At 44.2% G+C, this 25,216-nt stretch carries 15 protein-coding genes and 4 pseudogenes; 6 read left to right on the top strand and 13 right to left on the bottom strand.

The window, feature by feature from the left end; all coding sequences use genetic code 11:
* Window positions 1-134: 134 nt before the first annotated feature.
* The 6 genes and pseudogenes from VTAP4600_RS11165 to VTAP4600_RS11190 form a co-directional block, all read right to left on the bottom strand.
* Window positions 135-1,385, bottom strand: coding sequence for a glutamate-5-semialdehyde dehydrogenase (locus VTAP4600_RS11165; RefSeq protein ID WP_102522870.1), 1,251 nt, complete (start codon window positions 1,383-1,385; stop codon window positions 135-137).
* A gap of 44 nt (window positions 1,386-1,429) precedes the next feature.
* Window positions 1,430-2,569, bottom strand: a complete 1,140-nt coding sequence (proB, locus tag VTAP4600_RS11170; protein ID WP_415239659.1) for a glutamate 5-kinase — start codon at window positions 2,567-2,569, stop codon at window positions 1,430-1,432.
* A 112-nt stretch (window positions 2,570-2,681) separates the two neighbouring features.
* On the bottom strand, window positions 2,682-3,074 hold the full coding sequence (gene crl / locus VTAP4600_RS11175; protein ID WP_102522872.1) for a sigma factor-binding protein Crl: 393 nt from the start codon (window positions 3,072-3,074) through the stop codon (window positions 2,682-2,684).
* A 109-nt stretch (window positions 3,075-3,183) separates the two neighbouring features.
* Window positions 3,184-4,431 carry an esterase FrsA gene (gene frsA / locus VTAP4600_RS11180; RefSeq protein WP_102522873.1) on the bottom strand — a complete coding sequence of 416 codons (1,248 nt, stop codon included), beginning with the start codon at window positions 4,429-4,431 and terminating at the stop codon, window positions 3,184-3,186.
* Between the two features lie 93 nt (window positions 4,432-4,524).
* Window positions 4,525-4,983: pseudogene (gene gpt, locus VTAP4600_RS11185) on the bottom strand (xanthine phosphoribosyltransferase).
* A gap of 26 nt (window positions 4,984-5,009) precedes the next feature.
* Window positions 5,010-5,465, bottom strand: a pseudogene (locus VTAP4600_RS11190) (solute carrier family 23 protein); the annotation flags it as partial.
* A 121-nt stretch (window positions 5,466-5,586) separates the two neighbouring features.
* On the opposite strand from VTAP4600_RS11190, the pseudogene VTAP4600_RS25780 reads away from it, so the two are divergent.
* Window positions 5,587-7,117: pseudogene (locus VTAP4600_RS25780) on the top strand (transposase).
* 175 nt (window positions 7,118-7,292) lie between these two features.
* Here the strand turns inward: VTAP4600_RS25780 and VTAP4600_RS11205 are convergent.
* Window positions 7,293-8,138 (bottom strand): annotated as a pseudogene (locus VTAP4600_RS11205) (NCS2 family permease); the annotation flags it as partial.
* A gap of 1,081 nt (window positions 8,139-9,219) precedes the next feature.
* On the opposite strand from VTAP4600_RS11205, the gene VTAP4600_RS11210 reads away from it, so the two are divergent.
* Window positions 9,220-10,692, top strand: a complete 1,473-nt coding sequence (locus tag VTAP4600_RS11210; RefSeq protein ID WP_102522874.1) for an aminoacyl-histidine dipeptidase — start codon at window positions 9,220-9,222, stop codon at window positions 10,690-10,692.
* Window positions 10,693-10,856: 164 nt separating this feature from the next.
* On the opposite strand, the gene VTAP4600_RS11215 is transcribed toward VTAP4600_RS11210, so the two are convergent.
* Both VTAP4600_RS11215 and purL read right to left on the bottom strand, forming a co-directional pair.
* Window positions 10,857-11,162, bottom strand: coding sequence for a DUF3622 domain-containing protein (locus VTAP4600_RS11215; RefSeq protein ID WP_102522875.1), 306 nt, complete (start codon window positions 11,160-11,162; stop codon window positions 10,857-10,859).
* 223 nt (window positions 11,163-11,385) lie between these two features.
* Window positions 11,386-15,297: a phosphoribosylformylglycinamidine synthase gene (gene purL / locus VTAP4600_RS11220; RefSeq protein ID WP_102522876.1), complete on the bottom strand. Its 3,912-nt coding sequence runs from the start codon at window positions 15,295-15,297 to the stop codon at window positions 11,386-11,388.
* A gap of 292 nt (window positions 15,298-15,589) precedes the next feature.
* On the opposite strand from purL, the gene mltF reads away from it, so the two are divergent.
* A complete protein-coding gene (gene mltF / locus VTAP4600_RS11225; RefSeq protein ID WP_172443158.1) occupies window positions 15,590-17,089 on the top strand; it encodes a membrane-bound lytic murein transglycosylase MltF in 1,500 nt (499 codons plus the stop codon).
* A 465-nt stretch (window positions 17,090-17,554) separates the two neighbouring features.
* Window positions 17,555-17,692 (top strand): hypothetical protein, encoded by a 138-nt coding sequence (locus VTAP4600_RS25945; RefSeq protein ID WP_172443117.1) that lies wholly within the window; start codon window positions 17,555-17,557, stop codon window positions 17,690-17,692.
* 119 nt (window positions 17,693-17,811) lie between these two features.
* Here the strand turns inward: VTAP4600_RS25945 and tadA are convergent, their stop codons facing one another.
* Both tadA and VTAP4600_RS11235 read right to left on the bottom strand, forming a co-directional pair.
* Window positions 17,812-18,303, bottom strand: a complete 492-nt coding sequence (gene tadA / locus VTAP4600_RS11230; RefSeq protein ID WP_231897913.1) for a tRNA adenosine(34) deaminase TadA — start codon at window positions 18,301-18,303, stop codon at window positions 17,812-17,814.
* Between the two features lie 133 nt (window positions 18,304-18,436).
* On the bottom strand, window positions 18,437-19,303 hold the full coding sequence (locus VTAP4600_RS11235) for a LysR substrate-binding domain-containing protein (RefSeq protein ID WP_102522878.1): 867 nt from the start codon (window positions 19,301-19,303) through the stop codon (window positions 18,437-18,439).
* 226 nt (window positions 19,304-19,529) lie between these two features.
* Here VTAP4600_RS11235 and VTAP4600_RS11240 point away from each other — a divergent pair, with 226 nt between their 5' ends.
* On the top strand, window positions 19,530-20,660 hold the full coding sequence (locus tag VTAP4600_RS11240) for an S-(hydroxymethyl)glutathione dehydrogenase/class III alcohol dehydrogenase (RefSeq protein WP_102522879.1): 1,131 nt from the start codon (window positions 19,530-19,532) through the stop codon (window positions 20,658-20,660).
* Between the two features lie 96 nt (window positions 20,661-20,756).
* Entirely contained in the window at window positions 20,757-21,602 is an 846-nt protein-coding gene (fghA, locus tag VTAP4600_RS11245) for an S-formylglutathione hydrolase (protein WP_102522880.1), read from the top strand.
* A 111-nt stretch (window positions 21,603-21,713) separates the two neighbouring features.
* On the opposite strand, the gene VTAP4600_RS11250 is transcribed toward fghA, so the two are convergent.
* Both VTAP4600_RS11250 and VTAP4600_RS11255 read right to left on the bottom strand, forming a co-directional pair.
* Window positions 21,714-23,270 (bottom strand): AbgT family transporter, encoded by a 1,557-nt coding sequence (locus tag VTAP4600_RS11250; protein WP_102522881.1) that lies wholly within the window; start codon window positions 23,268-23,270, stop codon window positions 21,714-21,716.
* A 322-nt stretch (window positions 23,271-23,592) separates the two neighbouring features.
* Entirely contained in the window at window positions 23,593-25,152 is a 1,560-nt protein-coding gene (locus VTAP4600_RS11255) for an AbgT family transporter (protein ID WP_102522882.1), read from the bottom strand.
* Window positions 25,153-25,216 lie beyond the last annotated feature (64 nt).

Consider the following 25,216-nt stretch of genomic DNA (forward strand, 5'->3'; position numbering starts at 1 on the left):
AAATTATTACTTTAAGTGTAACGGAAACGAGAATCGGAAGGAAAACAAAAAAGGGCTCAAATGAGCCCTTTCATAAACTTGGTGATCGTTTTGTTAACCAAATAGCGCTTCACAGCCGTTCATTCCGACCAAAATCAGCTTCGAACTAAGTAATTGGCTTTACCCACCCATTTATAACTCGTTAGCTCTTCTAACCCCATAGGGCCTCTAGCATGTAGCTTTTGAGTTGATACTGCCACTTCTGCCCCTAAACCAAACTGAGCGCCGTCGGTAAAGCGAGTTGAGGCATTGACGTACACCGCTGCGGAATCGACTGAATTAATGAAACGCTCGGCACTTTCCAGGCTATTCGTCATAATCGCATCAGAGTGGCTCGCGTTATGCACACGCATATGGGTAATGGCTTCAGTAATATCCATCACGACTTTAACGCCCAGAGTGTAGCTCAACCATTCGGTATCAAAATCACCTTCGACTGCTTCGCGAACCGAATCATCACTTGCAAGTATTGCTTTAGCTTTCGGCTCCGCAACAAGTTCGACTTCACCTTTCAACTTGTTGGCAAGCATTGGCAAAAACTGCTTCGCAACGGCTTGATGAACCAAAAGAGTGTCGAGCGCGTTACAGGCTGATGGTCGTTGTGCCTTTGCGTTAATCACTACGTCGAGTGATTTTTCAAGATCGGCACTTTCATCGACGAAAATGTGGCTAATGCCAAAGCCGCCAATAATCACAGGAATGGTACTATTTTCTTTACACATACGATGTAAACCAGCACCACCACGAGGAATAATCATATCAACGTATTGATCAAGCTTAAGTAATTTTGATACCAGCTCGCGATCCGGCTTTTCAATGTACTGGACTGCAGCAGCGGGCAACTGTGCTTTTTCAAGCGCCAATTGAATCACTTTTACCAATTCCATATTCGAGTGGAACGTCTCTTTTCCGCCACGTAAAATGCTTGCATTACCTGTTTTTAAGCACAATGCGGCAATATCTATGGTCACATTAGGGCGCGCTTCATAAATAACACCAACCACACCAAGAGGAACTCGACGGCGAGACAAAGACATGCCATTTTCAAGTACTTTGCTGTCAATTTCACTGCCAACTGGGTCGTTCAAGTTAATAACGTTACGCACATCGCTTGCAATTCCTGCCAATCGCTCTTCATTGAGTAACAATCGGTCAAGTAATGCCTCAGTTAGCCCGGCTTCACGACCAAGTTGAATGTCTTTTTCATTCGCCGATAAAATAGCGGCGCTGTTCGCTTCCAGTTCGTCAGCTATGATAGCCAACGCCTGATTTTTTTGTGCTGTCGATGCTGTCGCAAGGTGGAAAGCCGCGTCTTTAGCCGCGATTCCCATATTTGTTAAATCCACAATAATTCTCCTTAAAGTTTATATGCTTGGTTAGAGCCCAGTTTCTATTCTTGGATAACGACTAAATCATCACGATGGATGACTTCAGAGCCGTATTCATAACCAAGTACCGCACTGATATCCTTACTGTGCTTACCTATAATTTTGTCTAAATCTGTGCTGGAGTAACTCGTAATGCCTCGCGCAACTAACTCGCCGTGAATGTTGCAGACTCGGGCGACTTCTCCGCGAGCAAAACTTCCTTGAACTTTAACTATGCCTTTCGCCAATAAGCTACTGCCACGTCCAATCACGGCATTTGCAGCGCCGTCATCGATGACGATGTCGCCAGAAGCTGCTGGGCCTGCAAGAATCCAACGTTTACGGTTTTCTAACGCTTCAGCTAACGGTAGAAAACGAGTGCCAGGAGGTGTATCGCTCAATGTATCAAAGATCACGTTGTCGCTGCTGCCTGCTGCAATAATCACTTCAATGCCCGCTCTACGAGCGATATCTGCGGCTTGCAGTTTTGTTGCCATACCACCAGTGCCAAGCGTTGTACCGCTGTCGCCAGCTATTTTTCTCAACGTTTCATCAATGGTTCGCACTTCACGAATCAGCTCCGCGTTAGGGTCTTTTCGAGGGTCGGCAGTAAATAAACCCGGCTGGTCAGTCAGTAGGAGCAGCTTATCTGCGCCACACAAAATCCCCACCAATGCCGATAGATTATCGTTATCGCCCACTTTAATTTCAGAGGTCGCCACCGCATCGTTTTCGTTCACGATAGGAATAATACCGTTATCTACTAATGCGTTGATGGTATCTCGAGCATTTAAAAATCGCTCACGATCATCTAAATCTGCGCGAGTTAGCAACATTTGACCAATTTTAATGCCGAATAAATCAAACAGTGATTCCCACGTCTGAATCAAACGGCTTTGGCCTACGGCAGCAAGTAATTGTTTACTTGCCATTGAATTGGGGAGTGTGGGGTACCCAAGGTGCTCACGCCCTGCCGCAATTGCGCCAGAAGAAACCAGAATGACCGAGTGGCCTTGCTGTTTCAATGCAGCACACTGACGTACCAATTCAACCATATGTGGTCGATTGATCTCGAGTGTCCCGCCGGTCAATACACTTGTGCCTAACTTCACCACGATGGTTTGTGATTTAGCCAATTTCCCTTGGGTTTGATTCATTGTCATGTTCGATAGTTTAAAAACAAATAGACCAATGTTGTAACAATGAAGACGTCATTTCACAAGCAGAAAAGGCGCATAAATGCGCCTTTTAATTGAATTAGCCCGAGAAAACTGGTTATTCGGTAACTTTAACTGAATCTGGATGAAGTTCGTGGGTTAATTCAAACTTCTTTTGTAATTCTAATCGCAGCTTCTCATCAAAGCTATCCAGTGTCCGTTGTACTTCAGGTAACGCTTTGGCTGGGACTTTTTTATCAACCCAATTGCCTTCTTCGTTGTATAAACCTAAGTGATAGGTCGCAACAAAATTGGAATCTTGTTTATCAAGTTCCATCCACCATCCCCAAAACTCACGCTCTTCAGGGGATTTCTTATCACTCACGCAAACAGACAGACAATCGAATAGATAATGACCGTCTTCAGACAACGGTTCTCTCAAGTAAGGACCAATAGCCTTTAAGGTCGATAGCAAACGGTAATGGGTTGGACTCGCGGTCACATCTGACATATTGAATCTCCATTTCAATTATTAGAATTCACACCAAGGCATCGAGCCTTAAGTATCATAGGGATCAAATTCCATACAACATTGATGCTTAACTAATTTTTAACAAATGTCACCTAAATAATTCTTCTTCCAGCCATTTTATCGCTAAATCGAGGGATTGCTCATATCCTTGAGTGATACTTTTTGATTGAATTTTCTTCGCCTTGCCATATTCACTGAAGATCGCCACCATTTGGTTATCACTATAAGGACAGATTGGATCATTTTCTAAACCCATGGCTAAAATGGGCACTTTGGTTCGGCGGCTGCTCAAAATTCCTTGTGCTTTCAGCGACCATGCTCCCATTTGTCCCGCTAGGCTATTAATATCAACCGTTGTTTTCCCCAGGCGAGACGCCAAAACATCTAAATACATTTTTGGCATTTCTTTTAACTTGGCGGGTGACGCTAGTATGTCGTGAATTGGCGCGCCTAAGGTGACACACCCTTTTATTTTATCTTGTTCTAAAAATGATAAACGCACCATCGCATTACCTCCAAACCTAAGCCCTAATAGACCGACTTTAAAGTGGTCAACCCAAGGTAATGAAGGCAAGTGCTCCAACACGGCTTGATGCAAACACGATGAGTCTTCACTGAGACTCCAATGGGCACTATGGCCAACAGACGGCATATCAACAGTAAGCATCGCGATATTTTTTGGTGCTAAGTAGTCTCGAAACAGCTTCCACATATCCGTCTGTAAACTGTCGAGTCCGGCACTAACAATGACGACAGGTTGAGGTTTATCCGTTTGTGAAAGGTGTAGGTTAGCAATGATTTTCTTGTTTCTATAAGGGACTTCAATTTGCTTAACAACGTATTTGGTTCTTTTGGCCCCTTCGGCATACGCTCCGTTGGCGAGAGTTTGCGCTTGTAATGCCAAGTTATCATTTTTTAAATGAGGGTAGCCCGCAATGCTAAAACACAGAGCAGCGTTAAACAGTTGGTCTGCACCGTCTTCGCCTTCCATTTCATTACCGCGTTTCTGATGCTGCATCCCTAGCTTCGTCCATTCGTAAGCCCAGTTACCTGAATGGTACCCCATGACGGTATCAAGCCATTCATCATCACTTCGAGAATGAACAGAACCGGCAATACGAGCCAACACCCCTTCCTGCTCTATTGGATCTACACCTTGCCAAATCCACTGTAAACGTCTGAGGTTACGGTACCAAGAGTAACCTCCATTACGTTTCTTTTCCTCTAACATGTCTAGGCTGCTTGGGATGTATTGAGTTAACCCAGAAGTTTCTTTGGCTTGTTTGTGTTTAACAAATAGGTTTTCAGATAGGTTTTTGCTGATTTCTTCGCTCATGAGACACTCAATCGTACTGAAATTACTTATATAGTAATAAAAAAAATGACCCATGGTAGGGTCATTTTCAAAAAATTGGATTTCGGTAGCGTGTTACTTTTTGTTGATAGGGTCAACAAATGTTACAGCCATATCCCAAGGTTGCTCGATCCACGTATCTTGTGGGATGTCGACAATGTACTCATCAACAAGATCAACACCAGCAGGCTTAGCACATACGGTAATTAATTTTGCTTTTGGGTACATCTGACGAACTTTACGAGCGGTATCACCGCTGTCTGCCAAATCATCTACGATCAAGAAACCTTCACCGTCACCTTCTGGTGCTTTAAGTACTGTCATATCACGTTGATGATCGTGGTCGTAGCTTGAGATACAAATCGTATCAACGTAACGAATACCTAGCTCACGAGCCTAAATTGCAGCAGGAACCAAACCACCACGGCTAACACCGATAATGCCTTTCCACTGTTCTGCTGGCATTTGTTTTTCTGCAAGCTGACGACAATATGTCTGCATATTGTCCCAAGTGATGATAAATTTATTGCTCATAATGATTGAAACCTGTTTCGGTCAAATTAACCTGCGGTTAAGACAAATTTTAAGGTGAAAATTGCAGCCATCACCCAAACACTCGATGATACTTCACGTCCCTTGCCACTAAATAGCTTGATTACAGCGTATGCAATAAAGCCTAACGAAATGCCATCAGCGATGGAGAACGTTAAAGGCATAAGAAGACAGGTTACAACAACCGGTGCTGCTTCTGTTAGGTCTCGCCAATCAATACTCACCAAGCCGGAAAGCATCAATATAGCGACATAAAATAGTGCACCTGTCGTCGCGTATGCTGGGATCATACCAGCTAATGGCGAGAAGAATAATGCAAGTAGGAATAAAATGCCAACTACGACCGCAGTTAAGCCTGTTCGACCACCAGCAGCCACACCTGAAACACTTTCAACATAAGAAGTCGTATTTGATGTACCCAATAGCGCACCAATCGATGTTGCTGTTGAATCCGCTAGCAACGAGGCTGTAGAATTTCTCCTCGCCCGTCTCAATTCTGATCCTGCCGCCATTTCATCACGATATGAACTTGAACGCACTAACTCCTTGTGATCTAATCTAAATTATTCGCCACAAGACACGGTTATGCCCAACTTCAAAACCGATTACTCGAACCAAAACATGTTCGTCCCTATCATCATCGATGAACAACTCATCCCCGGAACTATTGAGTATGCGATTTCCCACATTGTCGATAACCACCTCGACCTCTCGCCCTTTGATGCGCACTACCACAACGACAAAAACGGGGCGGCGGCTTATCCACCCTCCATCATGCTTAAGGTTATTTTTTACGCCTATTCCCTCGGCATGTTAACTAGCCGACGCATAGAAAGAGCCTGCATCAACAATGTCACTTTCATGTGCTTATCGGGCGACGAGCGACCACACTTCACCACTATCGCGGCTTTCATCGCACAAATGAAGGACACCATCGAACCACTGTTCACTCAGGTTCTCATGATATGCGATGAACAAGGCCTAATAGGCCGTAACATGTTTGCTATTGATGGCTGTAAAATTTCATCCAATGCCAGTAAGGAATGGAGTGGCACACACGAAGAGCTTCGCCGTAAAAAAGAAAAACTACAGCGGGGCGAGCCAGCGAATTATCGAGCGTCATCAAAGCCAAGATTCGCTCCCAAATGAAGTTATCGAACAAGACCTAAGACAAAAACAAAAGCTTGATAGCAGCGCCGATAAAATAGGTTCATTTCTGGCGAGCACTAAAGACAAATTGGGCAGCAGTAAAAAACCCGTAAAAAGCAACATCACGGACAATGACAGCGCTAAAATGACCACCTCAAAAGGTACGATTCAAGGTTATAACGGCATCGCCATCACGGATGACAAGCACCAAATTATTTTACACAGCCAAGTGTGGGGAAGCGTTGGTGAACAGCAAACATTAAAGCCTGCAGTGCTCGCTTTGAAAGAACAATTAGAGAAGCTACCCAACAGCTCAAAGCGCACCACCAAGTTCACCGCAGACAGCGGATTTCATAGTAAAACCAACCTCAAGTTCCTGTCTGAGACTCCTTATGATTGTTACATAGCAGACACTGGATTTCGCAGCCGTAATCCGCTGTTTCAAAACAGTGAAACCTATCAGACCGAGCAAGCGAAAAAACGAAAGAAACGCTCGAAAACAGGTAAAACCTGTTACTCCATTTCTATGTTCGAGTTCAACCAAGACGACATGACTTGCCGATGCCCTGCAGGAAATATGATGCGGCTGAGCAGCAAGAACGCCGTCATCCGTGGAGAGCGTGGTGCTCAGTTTTGTGGATACCTAAACGACTGCAGACAATGCGTTCATCAACCGCTGTGCATGAGAAAACCGCCTGGCAAGCAAGTCGGTCGACAAGTCTTCTTCATCTACAAAAACACCAAAGACTTTGACCACATGCAAGCCATGAAAGACAAGATTGATAGCCCAGAAGGAAGGCGGCAATACAGTAAACGGCTTGGGTGTGTTGAACCTGTTTTTGGCAACATCACCGTCAACAAACAGATGAATCGATTTACGCTAAGAGGACAAGAGAAAGTGAACGCCCAATGGGCGATGTTCAGCATGCTTCACAACATGGAAAAGCTACGGAATTGCATCATCTAGAGGGTAAAACCTCTAAAATCAGCGAAAAACCCAAATTAACTCTCATCCTGTCGCTCTATCTTTCCTTACCATGATAAAGGCCGCTACCATCGAGCAGTATTTACGCCGTTGCCAGTAGGATTAATGACGATAAAAACATGGGAAATCGGTGAAAAATCGAGAAATTCTACAGCTTCAACGCACGATTAAGACGAGGAATCTTGCCATCTTTACCAATGAAGTCCGCTTTTTGAGCCACACCAACTAACGTGCCTGCGGTATCAAATAGGTCAACGAATAAGAAAGCAAAGATAACCGAAATCATGCCTACTTCAAAAATTGCAGAGAAGTCTAGTTGCATGAACGTCGGTGCTAAACTTGGTGGTGTAGACATGATGCCATGATACTGAACATCACCAAATAGAATGCCTAAAGCCGTCACCGCAAGAATTGCGATCATTACCGCACCTTTCATTCCGCGATGAACAAGTGCAATTGTTAAGAAGAAACCCACCGCAGCTAAAACGGCTGGCAGCGATGTAATTGAACCTAATGAAACCAACGTCGCAGGGTTACCAACAACAATGCCTGCATTTTTTAAAGCGATAAGCGCAAGGAAAAGACCAATACCAGCAGAAATACCTGTTCTTAATGACATTGGTATTGAATTGATCAGCCACTCACGAATTTTGAAGATACTCAAAAGAACGAAAAGAAGACCTGAAACAAATACAGCCGCAAGTGCTACCTGCCACGTATGTCCCATTCCCAGCACAACAGAATAGGTAAAGAATGCGTTCAATCCCATTCCTGGCGCTTGAGCAATCGGGTAGTTAGCGACAATACCCATAACAAAACAACCAATCGCCGCAGCCAAACAAGTAGCGACAAACACCGCATCACGATCCATACCCGTATCAGACAAAATCGCAGGGTTTACAAAAATGATGTAAGCCATGGTCAAAAAGGTTGTAATACCCGCGATAATTTCAGTACGGATAGTCGTTCCGTTTTCATTTAGTTTAAAAAGCTTCTCAAGCATGATCCATTTCCTAAAAGTTAAAAACCAATCTAGGTAAGTAGTGGTAATTACTTATCTAGATTGGCAAAAAGACAATCGATTGCGTAAACGATTGGCGCGAATTATAAAGTTATCAAATAGCAATTTCTAGTGACAATTGAGCTTTTACTCGTATTTTAAGGCGTAAACTGAATACGTTAGCAGCATGATTTTTAGTATGAACAAAAAAATCATATTAATCAACAAGTAAAATCAAAGACAGAGTTAGGCTGTGAATGCGTTGTTTTTAGTATTTATTCAACACTCATGACATTTTTTCGGCGTTAATTGAGCAAGAGCCCATGCAAAGTACCTCTTGATAGGCAATGAGAGGCAGATGGATGATATTCACGTCATTTATAGAAGGGGTAGACTAAGTAGCAGGCAAAAAAAACGCCACTCAAAGTCTGAGTGGCGGTAGAATATTGTCAGCCAAATGGCCGTAAAAAAATTCCAATTATTGGGGTGAACATAAAGTTCAATTCACAAATTCAGATTACAGCTTAGTAACCAAAACCCGCAAAATTTTTGAAGTTAACGGCGTTTGTCACACATACGTATGAAGAAGACCAGAAACTTGCAGAAGACATACCATTCATAATAATCACCTTTTTCAATCAATAAAATTTAGTTTGATTCTCGGTTCCGTGGAGGCGGTATAACGGACTCATCCTTTGAGCATTTTTTCTTCGCTTTCGAAGTTGATTATTAATATACCATCAAGAAAATTAATTACAACAATTAATATGCTTTAGCTCACACTTTTTGCTGAATATTGACTTTAATCAACTACAAACTGTAATTAAATTACAGTTTAGTTATTTGCGAGATAAGTCTGTGTACATCGCTCTCGTTGCTTTATAAATGTGGACTTAAAAGCTGACAGGATGTCTATTATTTGTTACGACTTTATTGCGATTAAGAAAGAGTATCACTACTGCTCGCATGCAGTCAGTGGTATGCTGTTCGGCTCTGAAAGGAACCAATTACGCAGTATATCTGACTAACATTTATTAGTTTACACCCTGCATATTCGGCAAAATAACCAGTTAAGGAGTCATCCGTGTCTGAATTCCACTCTGAAATCAGCCAATTGTCGCCAGCACCGCTATGGCAATTCTTTGATAAAATCTGTTCTATCCCCCACCCTTCAAAACATGAAGAGGCACTTGCTCAATACATTATCTCATGGGCAAAAGAACAAGGTTTAGACGTACGCCGTGATCCTACCGGTAACGTCTTCATCAAGAAGCCAGCAACCGCTGGTATGGAAAACAAAAAAGGCGTTGTTCTTCAAGCTCATATCGATATGGTGCCACAAAAGAACGAAGACACTGACCATGACTTTGCTAAAGATCCAATTCAGCCTTTCATTGATGGTGAATGGGTAACAGCTAAAGGTACTACTCTGGGTGCAGATAACGGCATGGGCATGGCATCATGTTTAGCCGTTCTTGCATCTAACGACATTAAGCACGGCCCACTTGAGGTTCTTCTAACTATTGATGAAGAAGCAGGCATGACAGGCGCGTTTGGCCTAGAAGCCGGTTGGCTTGAAGGCGATATCTTGCTGAACACCGATTCAGAGCAAGAAGGCGAAGTTTACATGGGTTGCGCTGGCGGCATCGACGGCGAAATGACGTTTGATATTACTCGTGAAGCCATTCCTGCAGAGTTTGTTGTTCGTCAACTGACACTAAAAGGCCTTAAAGGCGGTCACTCAGGTTGTGATATTCACACTGGTCGTGGCAATGCAAACAAATTGGTTGCACGCTTTTTAGCGGGTCACGCTGCTGAGCTTGATTTACGTTTGGTTGAATTCCGTGGTGGTAGCCTACGTAATGCCATCCCTCGTGAAGCTTTTGCAACGGTTGCCGTTCCTGCAGAGAACGAAACGAAGCTGGCTGAATTGTTCCAATTCTATACTTCTTTGCTAAGTACTGAACTTGGTAAAATTGAAACGGATATTGTTTCTTTCAACGAAGCGGCAGACACAACTGAAGCCGCTTTCAATGCCGACTCTCAATCTCGTTTTATTGCAGCATTAAACGCTTGCCCTAATGGCGTAATCCGCATGAGTGACGACGTTGAAGGTGTGGTAGAAACGTCTCTGAACGTTGGTGTTATTACGACCGATTCAGATAAAGTAACCGTACTATGCTTAATTCGTTCTTTGATTGATTCTGGCCGCAGCCAAGTAGAAGGCATGCTAACGTCTGTCGCTCAACTAGCGGGTGCAAACATTGAATTTGGCGGCGCTTACCCAGGCTGGAAACCCGATGCTGATTCAGAGATCATGGTAATTTTCCGTGATATGTATGAAGGCATCTACGGCCATAAACCAAATATCATGGTTATCCATGCAGGTCTAGAATGTGGGCTATTCAAAGAACCATACCCAGAAATGGACATGGTTTCTTTCGGCCCAACCATCAAGTTCCCTCACTCGCCAGACGAGAAAGTGAAAATTGATACGGTTGCCCTTTTCTGGGAACAAATGGTCGCGTTGCTAGAAGCGATTCCAGAGAAGAAATAAATAATAGGTTACGGGTTACGGTATTTTTGACTCTAGCCCTGAACTCATCAATGACTTCCCTGTAACCTGTAGGATGAAATCCGTCCTACTTCCTGTTACCTATTAATAAAAAAACCGCTGAAGTCAGACTTCAGCGGTTTTTTATTATTCATAGCAAGCAGCGATTACTCTTCGTCGTCAGACTCAAGGTTGCGCTCTGCCGCTCTTTGCTCGGCTGCTGCAATTTTTGCTTCTACTGCTGCTTCTCTTTCTTTGCGTTGCTCGCCTTTGCGAACATTACGTTCAGCTTGGTGTTGAACAAATTGAGCTAGCTCTTTTTCAGCCCACTCAATTGCTAGTGCTTCTGTTTCAAAACCAGTTTCACGTTTAGATACGGTTGTGCGTCGAGCAGAAACCTGACGAATGATCTCTGCAGACCAGCCGTTACGTTTTTCTACTACTTGGAAATCAAATTTTTTGCTGTTAGCCATTTTCACATTCCTAAGAATTAATAAGGGATCGCATGGCATAACCGTTCGGTGTTGGCCTTGCGCAATTTATACCAGTCCCTTGCAAGCCGCGCATTAGAACACAAATATGTCTAAATTGCTCGTACATTTCTAAGCCTATTTTTCTTTTACATAAAAAAAGAGCACTCAGTAAAAAGCCGCTGAAACATCAGCGGCTTTTGTCATTTTCTTAGCAGAACTTTAATTAACCAATGTTCTTACGCGCATTTTGGAACATACGCATCCAAGCACCATTTTCACCCCAAGTTTCTGGAGCCCAAGAGTTTGCAACCGTACGGAATACACGCTCTGGGTGAGGCATCATGATTGTAGTACGGCCATCCGTCGTTGTAAGACCTGTGATAGCGTTTGGCGAACCGTTCGGGTTATTCGGGTATTGCTGCGTAGCGTTACCTTGGTTATCAACATAACGAAGTGCAACTGTACCTGAATTTTCAATCGCTGTTAGGTGCTCGTTATCACGCACTTCTACGCGGCCTTCACCGTGAGAAACTGCGATTGGCATACGCGAACCTTCCATGCCATTGAAGAATACAGAATCAGACTTCTGAACTTCTACCAAGCTGAAACGAGCTTCAAAGCGCTCTGATTCGTTGCGTACGAATCGAGGCCAGTACTCAGCGCCAGGGATAAGCTCACGCAAGTTAGATAGCATCTGACAACCGTTACATACACCCAGAGAGAAGGTATCTTCACGCTTAAAGAAGCCTTCAAATTGGTTGCGAGCTTGTTCGTTAAATAGAACTGACTTCGCCCAACCTTCACCAGCACCCAATACGTCACCGTAAGAGAAACCGCCACAAGCAACAAGGCCGTTGTACTCTTCAAGTACCGCAGAACCCGTTAGGATGTCGCTCATGTGGATGTCTGTTGCTTCAAAACCAGCACGGTCAAAGGCGGCTGCCATTTCAACGTGTGAGTTAACGCCTTGCTCACGCAAGATAGCCATCTTAGGTTTTGCGCCCTTAGCAATGTAAGGTGCTGCAATGTCTTCGTTCACATCAAAGCTTAATTTAACGTTCAGACCTGGGTCTGAATTGTCTTTCTTCGCTTCGTGCTCTTGGTCTGCACATGCTGGGTTGTCACGCATTGACTGCATCTTATGCGTCGTTTCTGCCCAGATAGTACGTAGCTCAGTACGGTTACGCTTAACAACCACTTGGTCGCCAGACGTAATCACTAACTCATCTGAATCAACAACGTTACCAACAACGTGAGAGCAAGACTCTAGGCCATTTGCCGCCAGCGTTGAAAGTACTTCATCAAGGTCGCTATTACGAACTTGAATCACGGCACCTAACTCTTCGTTAAATAGCGCCGCCAGTGAGTCGCCACCGTTTGCTGATGGAGAAAGCTCAGTAATATTCGCGTTAACGCCACAGTGGCCGGCAAATGCCATTTCAGCCAATGTAACGAATAGACCGCCATCGCCTTTATCGTGGTAAGCAATCACTTTGTCGTTAGCCACTAGCGCTTGAACACCTTCGTAGAAGCCTTTCAACTGCTCTGCGTTGTCTACGTCTGCTGGCTTATCACCAAGCTGCTTGTAAACTTGAGCAAGTGCGGTTGCACCTAGGCGGTTTTTGCCGTTACCAAGGTCGATAAGAACTAAGCTTGAATCTCCTTTGTCTGTACGAAGTTGAGGCGTGATCGTCTTACGAACATCTTCAACACGCGCAAACGCGGTAATAACAAGAGAAAGCGGAGAAGTGACTTCTTTTTGCTCGCCATCTTGTTCCCACTTGGTCTTCATAGACATTGAGTCTTTACCTACCGGAATAGTAAGACCTAGAGCAGGACAAAGCTCTTCGCCGACCGCTTTCACCGCTTCGTAAAGACCGGCGTCTTCACCAGGGTGACCCGCTGGAGACATCCAGTTAGCCGACAATTTAATGTGTTTGATATCACCGATGTTTGTTGCGGCGATGTTGGTGATCGCTTCACCGACAGCTAGACGAGCCGATGCGCCAAAGTCTAGAAGTGCAACTGGCGTACGCTCACCCAGTGACATTGCTTCACCGTGGTAAGTGTCGTAGCTTGCTGCCGTTACCGCACAGTTAGCAACCGGAACCTGCCAAGGGCCAACCATTTGGTCACGAGCAACAAGGCCAGTAACAGAACGGTCACCAATAGTGATTAGGAACGTTTTCTCAGCAACAGTCGGCAAACGAAGAACGCGGTCAATCGCATCGTTCATTTCGATGCCAGTGCGGTCGATCGCTGGGTTATTCGCTTTCAACGTTTTCGCATCACGGTGCATCTTCGGCGTTTTGCCTAAAAGAATATCCATTGGCATGTCGATAGGCGTATTGTCGAAGTGTGAATCTTCTAACTTAAGATTACGCTCTTCTGTTGCCTTACCTACGACTGCGTATGGTGCACGTTCACGCTTACAAATCGCGTCGAATGCTGGCATATCTTTGTCTGCAATCGCCATTACGTAACGTTCTTGAGATTCGTTACACCAAATTTCAAGTGGGCTCATGCCCGGCTCATCGTTTGGTACGTCACGTAGGTTGAAGATACCGCCACGCTCGCCGTCGTCTACTAGCTCTGGCAATGCGTTCGAGATACCACCCGCGCCCACATCGTGGATAAATGCGATTGGGTTATCGTCACCTAACTGCCAACAACGGTCGATCACTTCCTGACAACGACGCTCCATTTCTGGGTTTTCACGCTGTACAGAAGCAAAATCTAGATCTTCAGACGAAGAACCAGAATCCATTGAAGAAGCCGCACCGCCACCAAGGCCGATGTTCATTGCTGGACCACCAAGAACCACTAAGCTTGCGCCTACTGGGATCTCTTTCTTCTGAACATGATCATCACGGATATTACCCAGACCACCAGCCAGCATGATTGGCTTATGGTAACCACGTACTTCTTCACCGTTGTGCGAGTTCACTTTTTCTTCGTAAGTACGGAAGTAACCTAATAGGTTAGGACGGCCAAACTCGTTATTAAATGCTGCGCCACCTAGCGGGCCTTCTAGCATAATATCAAGGGCTGTCACGATACGGCTTGGCTTACCAAAATCCGTTTCCCATGGCTGTACGAAGTTAGGAATTTTAAGGTTAGATACCGAGAAACCCACCAAACCTGCTTTTGGTTTGCCGCCAATACCGGTTGCGCCTTCATCACGAATTTCACCGCCTGAACCTGTAGAAGCGCCCGGCCAAGGAGAAATTGCCGTAGGGTGGTTGTGCGTTTCTACTTTCATCAAGATGTGTGTTTTCTCTTGGTGATAGTTGTATTCACGCGTTTCTGGATCTGGGAAGAAACGGCCAACAGTTGAACCTGTCATTACCGCTGCATTATCTTTGTATGCTGATAACACGTGTTCTGGCGTCGTTTCGAACGTGTTTTTGATCATTTTAAACAGAGACTTCTCTTGTTTAACACCATCAATCGTCCAATCGGCGTTGAAAATCTTGTGACGACAATGCTCTGAGTTAGCTTGAGCAAACATCATCAGTTCGATGTCCGTTGGGTTGCGACCCAACTTGTTTACAAAGCTATCAACTAAGTAATCAATTTCATCTTCAGCAAGTGCCAAACCTAAGGTTACATTTGCTTTCTCTAGCGCCTTACGGCCGCCAGTAAGCAGGTCGACGTCTGCAACCGGTGCCGGCTCAGCAACGGCGAACAACGCATTTGCTTGGTTCTCATCGCTAAAAACAACTTCCATCATGCGATCGTGTAGCACCGCTTTCAGTTCAACGATTTGAAGTTCAGTTAGCGCTTGCTCAGTTTCAACGTAGAATGCCGTACCACGTTCTAGACGTTTAACTTTATCTAGACCACAATTATTAGCAATGTCAGTTGATTTTGAAGACCAAGGAGAAATCGTGCCAGGACGAGGCGTCACAAGAAGTAAAAGACCTTCAGGCTCATGCTCTTGGATGGTTGGTCCGTAAGTCAGTAGCTTTTCAAGCTTCTCAACTTCAGACGCATCTAAGTCAGCCGACACGTCAGCAAAATGCATAAACTCAGCATAAATACCAGATACAGGTAGGCTTAATTCACGACAAAGCTCGATAAGCTTGTTAACTCGAAACTCAGATAGAGCTGGGGAGCCACGCATAATTTTCATGTGCTTAGGTCTCTTTTGCAATTGATTAAGGTGATATTGGAATAAATTCAATCAGTTAGGATTAACACCCAAACTTATGCCAATTTCTCCTCTACGTTTGCGGGCGTATTATAGATTAATTTTTTTGTGACGTAACCATCAAAAGCAACCGTTTGCGCCTTTTTTTTGCTTTCTATCGGAAATGCGCCTTTTTTAAGCGGCTTTTCACTGTTTTATTTAATGGTGCTATGCCACTGATTACGGCTTTGGTATAAAGAAGCCTATGATTTAGTATGAGTATTAAGAATTGAAGATAAAAGCCCCGATTTCTTGGCTATTCTCCCTCACATTTTGGTTGGCAGTTGCCACTGGACTGTCTGGTTGTCAGATCGAATCTGACCCAAAAAGTGAACTAGACCAAATCCGCGAACGCGGCACGCTGCGCGTTGGCACTCTTAACAATCAACTTTCCTATTACATCGGCCCAGATGGCCCTACTGGTTTAGATTACGAGCTCGCGACGCGCTTTGCTAAAAGCCTAGATGTAAAACTTGAAATGAAACCTGCCTATCGCTTGGCGGAGTTATTCCCGGCACTAGAACGTGGCGAGATCGACATGATAGCAGCAGGGTTAAGCCATACTCCTCAACGCCTAAAACAATTTCGAGCGGGCCCAACGTACTACTACGTAAGCCAACAGGTTGTCTACAAAAAGGGACAATGGCGGCCTCGTAACTTAAACCAATTGGTCGAGAGACAAATTCCTTTAGTGGTCGTCAAAGGCTCACATTTTGAAGATAGCCTCGCCAAGATGCAAAAAGATGAACCGGCGATCATTTTTCGGACAGACGATAATTCCGACGTCAATGATCTGATGCTTAAAGTATCGACAGGGGAATTACCTTTAACCATGGCTGACTCTGTCGAGCTTTCATTGGCGCAGCGTATTTACCCCTCTTTAGCTGTCGCCTTTGAAGTTACCGAAGACCAACCTATTTCTTGGTTTATGCGCCGTTCTGATGATGAAAGCCTTTATGCCTTGCTGATTGAGTTTTTTGGTAATTTAAAGCAGTCAGGAAAGTTAGCTAAGCTGGAAGAGAAATACTTTGGCCACGTCGAAAGCTTTGACTACGTCGATACACGAGCTTTCATTCGTGCGCTTGATAAAACACTGCCCAAATGGGAGCCCTTATTTAAGAAGTACGCTAAAGATTTTGATTGGCGTCTCATTGCGGCACTCGCTTATCAAGAGTCTCATTGGAATCCTGTTGCCAAGTCGCCCACAGGTGTGCGAGGCATGATGATGCTTACATTGCCAACCGCTAAAATCGTTGGTGTGACGAATCGGCTCGATCCAGAGCAATCGGTTCGTGGTGGCGCGGAGTATCTACGCCGAATCGTTGCCCGAGTGCCCGACTCTATCTCTGAGCATGAGAAAATTTGGTTTGCGCTCGCATCATACAATGTCGGTTACGGTCATATGATGGATGCAAGACGCCTAACTAAATCTCAGGGTGCAGATCCAGATTCATGGGCTGACGTGAAAGACAGATTGCCTCTGTTGAAAAAGAAAAAGTACTACAGCAGGACTCGTTATGGCTATGCTCGCGGTGATGAAGCTCGTAATTATGTAGAAAACATCCGCCGTTACTACCAATCTATCATTGGGCATATTGATAAGAAGCGCATTATTGAGCAGCAAATTTCAATGGATGATCTGCAAGTGATCGATATTCCTATTTCAGGCGCCAGTGCAACGCTATCACCTGATGCAGATACATCGGCTTCTGCCTCAACATTACCAAGTAAATAACCGCCATTTTTGGTTCGTTAAACGCTTAAATAAGACATGCCACCTTTAAATAGGTGGCATGCTTCACATTTCCGTAATATGTGCCACACATCACCTCTTGCAAAGTAATCATTAAAGCCATACATTAAATTTGTGACTGAAAACATTATGTCACATGATGCCCATTTGATTCATTCAAATTGAATTAACAAGGCATCGTCACTTCTAAGATGAATTCATAGAACGGTAACAAATACCGCCTATAACTAAGGTTCACTTTCAAGTGAAAGAAGGCTTGGCATTAAGCTCATACTTGTACAACATCAAGTAACATTAGAACGTTAGTTGCACTCTACAATGGGAGCAGGAGAAGCTCAGAGGTAATTGATTGTTCAAAGTTTAAAGCCAGTTAGTTAACAGACAACACCGTACTGTAGGCCCACTCCGAGGTTTAACTTTTATGGTGATAATGATAAGGGGAATTTTATGTTCTCTAAAAAAAGGTCGGCAAACCGACTCAAGCAACAATCTGTATCTTCTAACCGTCGTAAGCGCATGCTATCGAATAACAAAAAGAAAGTTATTTGGCGTTGTCGTGGCTTTGCAATGACTCTAGAAGAGTAACAACCCAATTGGCAAACGCCGCCCGGTGTTTGCCTTTATAACCTTTCATCTTCAAAAACCGCTAAACTTCAAGCCCCTAACTCTCTATCGAACAGTACATACTCCCATTACATCGACGCTCAAACAGTACGGTTATTGTTCTCAAGTTCCAACTTATTGGCTTGTTTCAGTGCTTTTTTTTCTTTGCGACGTCTTTTAAAAAATGCCTGTAGCTGCTCTCGGCATGCTTGCTCACACAACCCAGATTCAACTTCAGCATAATGATAGGACGCTTGGCTTTCAAACAGGTTAAGTACACTGCCTGCCGCACCGGCTTTTGGATCGCCAGCACCATAAACCACTCTTTTAACGCGGCTATGCAATAAAGCGCCCGCACACATAGGGCAAGGTTCTAGTGTCACGTACAACGTGGTATCCAATAGACGATAGTTTTGCAGTACCTGCCCTGCTTTTCTCAATACCTGCATTTCAGCATGCGCACTAGCATCGTGAGTGGATATAGATTGGTTCCACCCTTCTGCAATAATTTGGTTGTCTTTCACCAATAATGCACCAATGGGAACTTCACCTTCAGACTCAGCTTGTTCGGCTAGCTCCATCGCTCGACGCATGTAAGCTTCATCTTCGGCACTAAAACTTGGTAAAGGTTGCTCACTCACGGCTTTGTCTCATCGAAGTTGGTTTAAATCGGATTATAGCAATCTCGTTATTCTCTTGCATCGAGTTCTACACCCATAGCGCCTATCACAATACGTCGGACAGATAATCCACTAAGCTTCTTACCTTCGCTGTCAAAAATCGATTGTGAGGATACAAGGCCCAAATTCCCTCTTTCTCATCTTTGTATTGAGTAAGTAACTCTACCAGCTCACCATTCGCTAAGTGTTCTTCAAGATAGTAATCTGGCAACTGCGCAATCCCGAGCCCTTGCAATGCCGATTCCACTAACGCTTTGCCACTATTGCATTGCATTCGGCCTTGGACTTTTAACTGCCGCTTCTCACCATTCTCCATAAAGCGCCAGTAGGCATTACTACCCTGTAAACACTGATGATGATTGAGTTCCAACAAAGAGTGGGGTTCCCCGTAACCTTGTAAATACTCAGGGCTCGCGCACACATGCATTTGCCTAGAGGATAAACGTTTCGCAATGGCACTGGAGTCATCTAAATTGCCTAGCCGAATCGCCAGATCAAAGCCGTGCTCCAATAGATCCAATTTTCGGTTCGACAGCACCACTTCCAAACTCACATCCGGGTGTTGCAGTAAAAACTGATTCAAATGCCGCGTCAGCTTTTGTTCACCATAGGTAACCGGAGCCGTAATCTTAATTTTACCACTCAGGCTCGTACGAAGATCAGTGACCGCTCTTTCTGCTGCATCCAAGCCATCAACTAAATGTCGGCAGTGCTGATAGTAGGTTTGTCCGACTTCCGTCAAGGTCACTTTTCGGGTCGTCCGGTTGAGCAGTTTGCTCGATAAACGCTGCTCTAAACGTCCAACTTTTCGGCTCACCTGAGCAACCGACGTTGAAAGACGATTTGCCGCTTCAGTAAAACTTGCGACTTCGGCTACAGCCACAAATTCAATAACGCCTTCCCACTTGTCCATTATTACCCTCAACACTATATCTAAAACTCACACTGCCTATTATTACATATATGTAATAGTGATTTGCTATTTAGTTGGATTATCAAATCTCGAAAAAGTACTAAACTTCATTCTATATTGAGTCCCCCAGTTAATCGTAAACAACTGACGACTCACTTGGCACCCCAGTGAACTCACTGAGTGAGTGACCAATCATTCTATTCACATTAGGAATTAAGGTATCAATATGACTGACCAATTTATCAAATCACGTGCGGCTATTGCTTGGGGTCCAAACCAACCTTTATCAGTTGAAGAAGTGGATGTCATGCTGCCAAGAGCAGGTGAAGTGTTAGTTAAAATCGTTGCGACAGGTGTTTGCCACACCGATGCATTCACACTGTCAGGCGATGATCCAGAAGGTATTTTCCCTTCAATCTTAGGTCATGAAGGTGGCGGTATCGTTGAAATGATCGGAGAAGGCGTAACGAGCGTTTCTGTTGGCGACCACGTTATCCCACTTTATACCGCAGAATGTGGCGAATGTAAGTTCTGTAAATCAGGCAAAACTAACCTATGCCAAGCCGTTCGTGAAACGCAAGGTAAAGGCTTAATGCCAGACGGCACCACTCGCTTTTACAAAGATGGTCAGCCTATCTATCACTACATGGGTTGCTCTACGTTCTCTGAATATACGGTTCTACCTGAAATTTCTTTGGCGAAAGTAAATAAAGAAGCACCACTGGAAGAAATTTGCCTATTAGGCTGTGGCGTAACAACCGGTATGGGCGCAGTACTTAATACCGCAAAAGTACAAAAAGGCGATACTGTCGCTATCTTCGGCTTAGGCGGCATTGGTCTTTCTGCCATTATTGGCGCTCAAATGGCTGGGGCAAGCCGTATCATTGGTGTTGATATCAATGAAAGCAAATACGAGCTAGCAATGAAGCTAGGGGCAACAGATTGCATCAATCCTAAAAACTTTGATAAACCAATCCAAGACGTGATTGTAGAAATGACCGATGGCGGTGTTGATTTTTCATTCGAGTGTATCGGTAACGTTGACGTTATGCGTAGTGCACTAGAATGTTGCCATAAAGGCTGGGGTGAGTCGGTCATTATTGGTGTTGCTGGCGCTGGCCAAGAGATTTCAACTCGACCATTCCAACTAGTAACAGGCCGAGTATGGCGAGGTAGCGCGTTTGGTGGTGTTAAAGGCCGCTCTGAATTACCAGAAATCGTAAACCGTTACATGGCGGGAGAATTTGGTCTACAAGAATTCATCACCCACACCATGCCACTGGAAAACATTAATGAATCTTTCGACCTAATGCACAAAGGTGAAAGTATTCGTACTGTTATTCATTTCGACAAATAACAGCGGTTAACAATAACAACATACCTGAACTGTCCCGTTTAATGCGATATAAGCGTTAAACGGGAATTCATCGTAATTTTAAAGCGGCAGGTTCCAATGACCATTACTAATATTAGCCAAACCAAAGCCTTTGATGGTTGGCACAAACAATACAGCCACACTTCCCAATCTCTCAATTGTGATATGCGATTTGCGATTTACCTTCCGCCGAATGCCAGTAGCGACAACCCGGTACCTGTGCTTTATTGGCTGTCAGGGTTAACTTGTACCGATGAGAACTTCATGCAAAAAGCGGGCGCTTTTAAAGCGGCAGCTGAACTAGGCATTGCCATTGTTGCACCGGATACCAGCCCAAGAGGTGAAGGTGTTGCCGACGACCCAGACGGCAGCTACGACTTAGGCCTTGGAGCAGGGTTTTATGTCAATGCGACGCAAAAGCCTTGGAGTGATCATTATCAGATGTATAGCTATGTGGTAGATGAGCTACCGAAGCTAATCGAAGCGCATTTCCCGGTGAGTGATGTACGATCTATTTCGGGACACAGCATGGGTGGCCATGGCGCACTGACCATTGGCTTAAAAAACGCGGAGCAATACCGCTCTATCTCTGCATTTAGCCCAATTGTTCACCCTATGCACGTGCCTTGGGGACAAAAAGCGTTTCAAAACTATCTTGGTTCAAACCAAGAAACGTGGAAGCAATATGATAGCTGTGAGCTTATCAAGTCATCTCGTGCCAGTTTACCGATCCTAATCGATCAAGGCGACAGAGATAACTTTTTACTCGACCAACTTAAACCACAATTCATCGTTGATGCAGCAAAGCAATCTGACAGTCATCTCGTATTAAGAATACAACCTGGCTACGATCACAGTTACTTCTTCATCAGCAGCTTCATTGAAGAGCACCTGCGTTTTCATCATCAATATCTAAACGCTTAGTACCAACACTACCGTCTCTGATTGTTGTTATTCGAGCGTATAAAAACGCCCAGCTCATCATTGATGAACTGGGCGCTTTAAATCATGACTGTTATATTGCGAACGGCTGTTCTAAAAGCCCAGTGGAATACCAAAGGTAAAGAAACCAATTAGAACCGCTGACCACAAGGTTAAAAATGCCATTGAGTAAGGCACCATGATGGCGATGACATCGCCAAACGTTAACTCTGGTTTGTACTTACGCATAAATGCCAATACCACCCCAGCATAACTCATCATAGGTGTGATGATATTGGTTGATGAATCCGCAACACGATAAGCCGCAGTCACTAAGTCTGGTGTTATATTTGGGTTTACCTGATACAACATTGGCACAAAAATCGGCCCAAGTAACATCCACTTAGAGGTTAATCCCCCCACAAACAAGTTAATAACCGCGGTCGTTAAAATAAAACCTAACAGCATAAGTGCAGGGAACTGTTGCAAGCCTAAAGACTGCAAGAACGTTGCCCCTAAATACGTCACATAGGTACCTAAGCCAGAGAAGCTTAATAATGCTAGGAAGTTATAACAAAAAAACGTCAGAACCAGAATGTAGCCCATGGTATTCATTTGCTTAACCATCGCAGAAACCACATCTTGCAGCTTCTTAAACTTACCCGTTGCGACACCAAAGAAAATACCAACAACGGCAAACACGAGTGAGATAAGCAAAATAATGTTATCTAGGTAAGGCGTAACCTCACGACCAGCCTCATTGGTATACGTTGCCAGTGGCCCCATTGCCAAGCCATAAATTGCCGCAAGAACCAGTAATAGACCAACACCCGCCCAACGTAAGCCTTTTTTCTCGTTTGCATTCAGCTCGAATTCATCAAAATTAATGTCTTCTGGAAGTACATATGACATTTTTTCTAACCGAGGAGCAACAAAACGCGTGGTTACCCAAGCACCGACTATCGCCAGCAAAAATGTTGAAATCAAGACAAAGAAGTAGTGCATGGTTGCAGGATTAAGCTCTTGGCCGTTTTGACCAACGAAAGGCACGTTTTGTGCCTCAGCAAAGATCTTAGCGTTCATACCTAACACCACATCAACTGGTGTCGCGGGTAATAGGTTTGCGCTAAAGCCTGCAGATACGCCAGCAAATGCAGCCGCCATACCGATCAAGGGGTTTTTACCAAGCCCAGCATACAACAGGCCAGCAAGAGGGATCAGTACTAAGTAGCCCGCATCAGCCGCGATGGAGCTCATAATACCTAAAAAGACCACCAAAAGAGGCAGTAATCGATCGCTAATTTTAAGGCCGACCTTTTTAATCACAGCCGTTAGCAGACCTGAATTTTCAGCAATGCCTACCCCTAACATGACTATCAAGATCACGCCCAATACGCCATGACCAAATGCTAGCCAGTTTTGTAGAAGTGCATTTTCAAACATCCAGCGAAAGTTTTCAGAAGAAAGCATGTTCTTAATCGCGAACTCAACCGACTCCCCACCTTTACCCATAGTTTCAAATGTCACACCATCCATAAGCCCTGTTAACACCAAACAAAAAGTGAACAGAAACATAAAAATGATGACAGGGTCTGGAATTTTTTTCCCTGCCCGTTCGATAAAACCGATCACTCCTGACGATTTTTTTTCCGGCGTGATTGCTTCACTCATAACTTCTTACCCTAAAATTTTAACTACTTCATAAAATGTGCGGCCCGCACAGTATCAAAGAGAAGCAATGGAGTAAAACTTCAACATAGAACACAAAACAGAGCTAAACACTGCAATAAAACAACATAGCAACCAATAACCCCAACCTTAAGAATTGAAACATTGCAGATATAAACGACATACGGTAATTATTAGAATTTTAATTTATATCGTAATTTATAAGGTCCGAAATTTTTCAATGAGTTAGCATTTGTACAGCCATTAATTTGACATAAAAAAACCTCGCATCACTGCGAGGTTTTCAAGTAATCAAACGCTAAATTTACATGGTGTACGTGTAAGGCGCTTGGATACCTAACGGAATACCTAGAGCCCAGTAACCTAGTAAGAAGATAGTCCAACCAATTAGCATAGCAATAGAGAATGGCATCATTAGCGAGGCAAGCGTACCAATACCTGTCGACTTAACGTAACGCTGACAGTAAACAACAACCAGTGGGAAGAACACCATTAGCGGTGAAATGATATTAGATACAGAGTCACCTACACGGTAAGCCGCTTGAGATAACTCAGGAGAAATACCTACCGCCATTAACATAGGCACCAGGATTGGGCCAATCAGTGCCCATTTAGCCGATGCAGAGCCAACCAGCAGGTTCACAGCAGCCGTCAGTAGAATCATACCAACAACCGTTGCTTGACCCGGAAGATCCATCGCTTTCAAACCTTCAGCGCCGTACAACGCAAGCATAGTACCAATGTTAGATTGAGCGAATGCGGATAGGAACTGAGCACAGAAGAACGACATGACAATGTATGCGCCCATCGTTGCCATTGTTTCAGACATCGCTTTGATAACATCATTGCTGTTTTTAAACGTACCCGCGACACGACCGTACACGATGCCAGGAATAATAAACAAGATGAAAATAAGCGGAACAATCGACTTCATTACCGGAGCGCTGAATGAGGTTAGTTCACCTTCTGGAGAACGTAGCGCTGAGGTTTCAGGCATCAAGGCAGCAATCAGTAAACCAATACCTGCAACCATAGCCCAACCCGCGTAACGGAATGCTTTTGATTCAATCGCAGTAAACGTACCTAAATCAGGAGCTGTTTCTGCGTCTTCATCAACCGGTGTTTTCACTAGACGCGGTTCAATAATTTTCTCGGTAACGTACCAACCAATGCAAACAATTAGAATTGAAGATAAACCGGTAAAGAAAATATTTGCTAACGGGTTAACGACATAAGCCGGATCAAGGACTTGAGCAGCGGTTTGAGTAAAACCAGCAAGAAGAGGATCGATACCTGAAGGGATGAAGTTTGCAGAGAAGCCACCAGAAACACCCGCAAATGCAGCGGCAATACCCGCTAATGGGTGACGGCCTGCCGCATGGAATATGATACCACCTAGTGGAATAACCAACACGTAACCAGCATCTGCTGCGGTATGCGATACGATCGCAACCAAAATCAGCATAGGCGTTAGCAGTTTTGCCGGAGTGAAGTTTAGCATCTTCTTGAGGCCAGTCGTGATAAAGCCTGAAGAATCAGCAACACCAACACCTAACATCGCAACCAGAACAATACCTAAAGGAGCAAAACTGGTAAACGTTGTCACCATATTTGCAAGGAAACTCGCAAGAGCTTCACCCGTTAGTAGGTTCTGAACAATAAGAGCTTCGCCAGTACGAGGGTTAATCAGATCAAAAGAAACATTAGAAAGTAATGCTGATGCAACCCAAACTATGACAAGCGCCCAAAAAAACAAGATTGCTGGATCTGGAATTTTATTACCAGCTCGTTCTATACCATTTAAAAACCTGTCCATCATAGACGGTTTTTCATTTTCTACTTGCCTTGCAGCTTCGTTACTCATTAGTAACCTCATTTCGATGTTGTAATGTAAGAGCAGGTTTATATTTTTCTTATTGCCCAATTCG

The organism is Vibrio tapetis subsp. tapetis (assembly GCF_900233005.1).
GTDB lineage: Bacteria > Pseudomonadota > Gammaproteobacteria > Enterobacterales > Vibrionaceae > Vibrio > Vibrio tapetis.

Coding starts and splice junctions, on each gene's coding strand:
- VTAP4600_RS11215 (WP_102522875.1), bottom strand. CDS start 11,162: ATGGCTAACAGCAAAAAATTTGATTTCCAAGTAGTAGAAAAACGTAAC.
- frsA (WP_102522873.1), bottom strand. CDS start 4,431: ATGAGCGAAGAAATCAGCAAAAACCTATCTGAAAACCTATTTGTTAAA.
- fghA (WP_102522880.1), top strand. CDS start 20,757: ATGACCATTACTAATATTAGCCAAACCAAAGCCTTTGATGGTTGGCAC.
- purL (WP_102522876.1), bottom strand. CDS start 15,297: ATGAAAATTATGCGTGGCTCCCCAGCTCTATCTGAGTTTCGAGTTAAC.
- VTAP4600_RS11235 (WP_102522878.1), bottom strand. CDS start 19,303: ATGGACAAGTGGGAAGGCGTTATTGAATTTGTGGCTGTAGCCGAAGTC.
- tadA (WP_231897913.1), bottom strand. CDS start 18,303: ATGCGTCGAGCGATGGAGCTAGCCGAACAAGCTGAGTCTGAAGGTGAA.
- VTAP4600_RS11250 (WP_102522881.1), bottom strand. CDS start 23,270: ATGAGTGAAGCAATCACGCCGGAAAAAAAATCGTCAGGAGTGATCGGT.
- proB (WP_415239659.1), bottom strand. CDS start 2,569: ATGACAATGAATCAAACCCAAGGGAAATTGGCTAAATCACAAACCATC.
- VTAP4600_RS11240 (WP_102522879.1), top strand. CDS start 19,530: ATGACTGACCAATTTATCAAATCACGTGCGGCTATTGCTTGGGGTCCA.
- crl (WP_102522872.1), bottom strand. CDS start 3,074: ATGTCAGATGTGACCGCGAGTCCAACCCATTACCGTTTGCTATCGACC.
- VTAP4600_RS11255 (WP_102522882.1), bottom strand. CDS start 25,152: ATGAGTAACGAAGCTGCAAGGCAAGTAGAAAATGAAAAACCGTCTATG.
- VTAP4600_RS25945 (WP_172443117.1), top strand. CDS start 17,555: ATGTTCTCTAAAAAAAGGTCGGCAAACCGACTCAAGCAACAATCTGTA.